This window comes from Meridianimarinicoccus zhengii, assembly GCF_003254465.1.
In the GTDB taxonomy this organism is placed as follows: domain Bacteria; phylum Pseudomonadota; class Alphaproteobacteria; order Rhodobacterales; family Rhodobacteraceae; genus Meridianimarinicoccus; species Meridianimarinicoccus zhengii.
The window spans coordinates 1-4,853 of sequence record NZ_QDFI01000135.1 but is presented as its reverse complement, the minus strand read 5'-3'; the positions used below and the strand labels follow the sequence as shown (position 1 = coordinate 4,853).

Sequence of the window (4,853 nt, the reverse complement as noted above, 5' to 3'; positions counted from 1 at the left end):
GGCCGCGATCCGGCGCCGCACCCAGTCTTTGACATCGGTCAGCTTGCCGCGTCCCGGATTGCCCTGCGGCTTTGGCGCAAGCGCGCCAGTCTCGCGCTTGAGCCGCACCATGTCATTGACGAACTTGATGGAAACACACAGGCGCCGCGCCGCCTCGGTGTGCGTGCTGCCTTGCTCAACAAGCAAAACCGCCCGTTCACGTAACTCAACAGGATGCGGCTTACCCATACCTGACCCCCATATCTGCCTCCAGAACAGGGAATCACGGGATGATCGAAATGGGAATCCAGAATCCGATCAGGGGCGACACGCTCTAATGAAAATCCCGAGCTTCCAGTCTTCTTTCAGTAACATGATGACGTCGCCTTGGCACACAAAAAAATGCCGCCCGTCGGGCAGCATCTGAGGTCGATTGCATTTGAGGGAAATTTCGCGCTGAGATCTGCACCAGGCCGCAGGTGCCATCCGAGATGGTCGCAGATTGCGTGTCGCCTCGGCGGCACGCGTTCCAGCTCACTTTCCTCGACGTTTGCGTCGTGGCACCGACAAATGGTGCTGAACCAGCGAACTCTGCCGATTGATGTCCCGCCCGGTCGTCAGCCTTCCAGGCTCAGACGTGCATTCAAGCGTTGCGCCGCGGGTGCCGCGGCAAACCAGGAACGCGCGCCCCGGAGCGCATCCTTGACCTTTCCGGGTTGCGCATCGAGTGACGCGAACATCTCCGAAGCCCGGTAAAGGCCGCCGATGGACGGGGGCGGCAGATCGCGCTTCTGGAGTGCCTGGCGAGAAACCCGAAGCCGCGCCGCGACCTCGCCCTGGCTGACGAGGTCGGGCTTCACCTCGCGCAGCTTCGTACCTTGCGGCAGCGCCGAAAGTGCAGCCTTCACCGCATCTGCGATGACGGCTTCGGCGTCTTCGCCACCGCGGGTGAAGGCCAGTCCGACAAGTCCCTGCGCCCCGAGGCCGACCACGGCGTCGTCGCACCCGGTCTCGAAGAGCGCATCGATGATCACATCCTCATCCAGATCCTTCCGCGGAAGGGCGAAGACCAGGTCGAACTCGAATTCCTCGATCTGCGCGTCATTCATCGTCCTTGTCCTTCCCGATGACGCATCCATGCGCCTTGCGTAAAAGATCCCGGGCATGGCCGGTCGGATTTCGCGGTGTGCTCCAGACCTGGTTCCGGCAGAACACGCCGCCCCGGCACATGTCCTTGGCATTCTCGGGACAGAGCACGTATCCCCACGCGTGTGCGCTTCTGCCCTTCGACTTTTCCACGACCCACCCGAGCCCTTCGAGGTCCACGAGGGCAGCCTCGATCGTCTTGTTCGGATGTCTCGGTCTTGCCATAGGTAAGTTTCACTCCCCAAGTTGTCAATCGACAACCAGTCACTGTTGCCTCGTGCCACATGTCGCGGACTTCCGCGACCCGGGTTTCATGTGACACCTGCACTCCAGAGCTCCGTCAAGCCAGGTCCATGTGAGAACGGTTCGCCATTCGGGATCGGCCGGACGACTTTCGATATCATATCTGGCAAGGGGTTCGACCACGCGGGCAGATCCTCGACCAGGTAGAACGCCAGACCGACGTCCAGGGAGGCCGCAACCGGCTTCACGCGGGCGGCTTTCAGTCTGGCCGCGAGACGATCCTTCTGCATGCCGAGCGCATGCGCGATCCGGACAACCGTCGTGAAGCGCGACATGAACGCCGCGATGTCCGCCTCGCGGAACCGCGTGAACCGATGACCGGTCGGGCCCTCGATGTCGATACTGGGCAGATGCAACGCGTCCTTGCTGTCCGCGAGGGCCCAGCCGACCGCGATCGGGATGCTGAGTTCCCCGAACGCCGTCGTCGGCGAGACCCCTGGCAGACATGTGGCCATCCTCGCGCGGACCTCTTTGCGATCGACGTGCACACCCGCGAGCCCGGGAATGTTCCTGTCCCGGACCACGGTGTCGAGAAACCCCGCAATGATCATTTGCACGATCTCGCCGCAGCCGATCTTGGCCCGTTCCGCTACCTTGGCCAACGGTTCAAGGTCGGCCGGTATACTGTCGACCGGGCGTGCACGCGCGTGCAGCGTCGCGAGGAACGCGTCGATTTCGGCGCTGTCGACGGATTTCCGCGCGCGTCCCGGCGCGGTGTCCGCGCCATCCGACAAGGGGGTCAGCAACCGCTCGTCCAGGATCCGGTTGGCCTGCGGACGCGTGCAGTTCAGCACGCCCGGCAGCGCTGTCATCGTGACCGATCGGCGCAGTTGCGCCGCGATCTTTCGCCCGGCATCCGCGTCGAACACCTGGTAGCCGGTGTCGTCGTCGGACTTCGACACCAGCCCGGACGCGACCAGCAGATTGCGCAGCGTGCGCGGATCGACATCCTTTTCCCGGGCCAGCGACTCGACGCTGTGCAACCGGCGCAGATCGAGCGCTGCCCCGAGCACCGGGACACCCGCGTCGACATCGAAGGTGTCGAAGATGTACCCGCGAAGGATGCGCTTGATGTCACCGGGGTCCGATTGCGGCTTGGTCGATGACAGCCACTCGTAAAGGCACCCGAACATCGTCAACCTCCCGGGCTTGCGGGTGGAGTCGGCGGCCTTGCGCGCCTCGTCGAGCGCCGCACCGATCCCGCGCGCGCCCTCGGACGTGAATGCATAGCCGATGCGGCCCGCCTCCTCCCATTCCGAGGACGTGAACGAACGCCGCCTGCGCTCCGGCCCGAAGGCGAGCAGCGCGCCGAGAATTTCCGTGGCGCGCACGGTCTGTTCGAGCGTCTGGCTGTCCAGCCATGACGGACCCGCATGTCCGTCAAGCCGCCGGGTCACGTAGCTCTGGAGCGGCGAGACGGTCTGCCGGGCGCAGCTTGCGACGAGCGCGTCGAGCTCGGCGCCGCGTTCCGGAACGCATGCATCCATCTCATGGAACCGATCATCCCATTTCACGCGGGCCCGTTCCACGAGCGCGAGCCCGTGCTCCGGGCATGTGCGCACCGGGCGCAGCGTCCAGGCCAGGCGCCCGCGGCGTCCATGCCCGGCCGCGTCGTCGGCGCGCAAACAGCCCGGGCAGAACACGGTGTGCGGGCTCGAGAAGAATCCTGATGACAGGACCTCGCCGCGCAGCGCGTGGCGTCGCCGCGTGATGCGCTGCACCGCGTTGTGGCGCAGGAGGCCATGGTCGACTCTGGCCACGTCGCACAGTCGATCCAGGGCTGCGGCGTGACCCGCCGCGAGCGCGAGCGGGTCGATGCCCATGTCTTTCAGAAAGCCCAGGGGATGTCCGCCGGTGTGCAGGTCAGCCAGCCGCGCCGCGAACGATAGCGGCGTCTCAAGGACATCGAACGCAAGGAAAGGAAAAAGGATCGGGATCATGTCGGGCACCTCGACAGCTGCAAGAAGGAAAATCATCGGGGGACCTCAATATGTGGGGCGCGCATCGGGATCGATCCGCGACCAGTGGCGGGCGAGGTACACGTTCTGCTCGATCCCGCAGCCTTCCTTCATCGCGAAGGCCTGCGCGAAGTGATCGATATCGAGCGCCTGCGCCCCCTCGAGCAGCGCGATCTCGATTCCCGTGAGCAGGCTCTCGATGCACAGGCCGAACCGGCCGTGGCTCGCATGGATCAGCCGGGGCACAAGGTCGTCCCGCGTGGGCGGTGCGAGGTCCACGGCCGCGCAATACGATCTGACGAGTTTCTCGATCTGCCGTCCCTGCGCCGCATGGCTGATGGCAGGCAGGTTGATCCGGCTGAAGCGCCGCGTCAGCTCGGGATTGTGCGACAGGGCCTGCCACAGCGTCTCGGTGCCGGTCAGGATCAGGATGACCTTTCCCTCATCCTGCATGAGCGACTTGAGCGTCTTCAACATGTCCGAAAGCTCGCGGGACGATGCGGATTCGAACAGGTCGTGCGCTTCGTCGATCCAGAGAATGACCGTGCCAAGAACCTGAAACCGTTTCGGAACGATTTGGCAGATGCTCCACCGCTCCCGGCGTTCCGAGATGGCCGGGTAGCCGGTCGCACCAAGGATCGTGAGGCCGAGGCTTTTCAAGGTTGCGGGACTGGGCACGCGCACGGAGACGACGGGCATGAGCCGCTCGTCCTTAGGTTGCAATGCGGGGTGCTTCTCGAGGATATGGCGCACCAGGGTCGTTTTTCCGCTGCCGGTCGGTGCGCCGATCGCGATACCATTGATTTCATTGGTGCTGTTCAGCGCGACGGTTTCGGGAAGCAACTGACCTGCCGCATCGCACTTGAGCAGGCGATCGAGCCGCTCACGAAGGGCCGCGCCGGTTGGCGTTTTCACGTGTTTCGCGCGCAGCGTGTCCAGCTTCGCGCGGGCCGTTGCGAAGTCATGCGGGTTCAGGACATTCATTGGGACACTCCAGGTATCGGACGAGTGTTTGCATTCCGGCGCTGGACGAATGATCCAGCGCAGTGGTTGTGCGCCCCCATTGCGACCTGTCGCGCGGCGGCGGGGGGTTTTGGCGGGATGAGGCCGCCGGTGGGTGTCTGGTACATCGTGGTGCTCCTTCTGCAGCTGTTGGCGCGTGCGGCCCGTTCGGTTCGGGGCCTTGTCATGCGTCGTGGCGGGCTTGTCGGGCCGAAGTGTCAACGGTTCGTGTCTGACCGCCGGAAAAAGAGTCCCGAGGCGATTTTTTTTTGGGGCGTGTGAGGGCGATCTTTACCTGTGCGCGGGTGCGGCCGGGTTGGGCGGCCGGTCATGGCGCGCGATCGGGGGCGAATCGCGCGCCATGGAGGCGTTGTTGGGGGCAGCGCCGGGTCACGCCGGGTTGCGGGGCGCCCCGGCGGGCTGCGTGGGCCCGTCCACCAGCGCCGCGCGGTGCCGCGCCACGGC

The 4,853-nt window shown here is 64.9% G+C and carries 3 protein-coding genes and 1 pseudogene; all 4 read right to left on the bottom strand.

What is annotated here, in order from left to right:
- Nucleotides 1–228: pseudogene (locus tag DDE13_RS21765) on the bottom strand (helix-turn-helix domain-containing protein); the annotation flags it as partial.
- A gap of 368 nt (nucleotides 229–596) precedes the next feature.
- Nucleotides 597–1,088: a hypothetical protein gene (locus DDE13_RS21760; RefSeq protein ID WP_111406303.1), complete on the bottom strand. Its 492-nt coding sequence runs from the start codon at nucleotides 1,086–1,088 to the stop codon at nucleotides 597–599.
- A 348-nt stretch (nucleotides 1,089–1,436) separates the two neighbouring features.
- On the bottom strand, nucleotides 1,437–3,404 hold the full coding sequence (locus DDE13_RS21750) for a TniQ family protein (RefSeq protein ID WP_111406301.1): 1,968 nt from the start codon (nucleotides 3,402–3,404) through the stop codon (nucleotides 1,437–1,439).
- A 9-nt stretch (nucleotides 3,405–3,413) separates the two neighbouring features.
- Complete coding sequence (locus DDE13_RS21745) at nucleotides 3,414–4,610, bottom strand: TniB family NTP-binding protein (protein WP_162631170.1); 1,197 nt, start codon at nucleotides 4,608–4,610, stop codon at nucleotides 3,414–3,416.
- Nucleotides 4,611–4,853 lie beyond the last annotated feature (243 nt).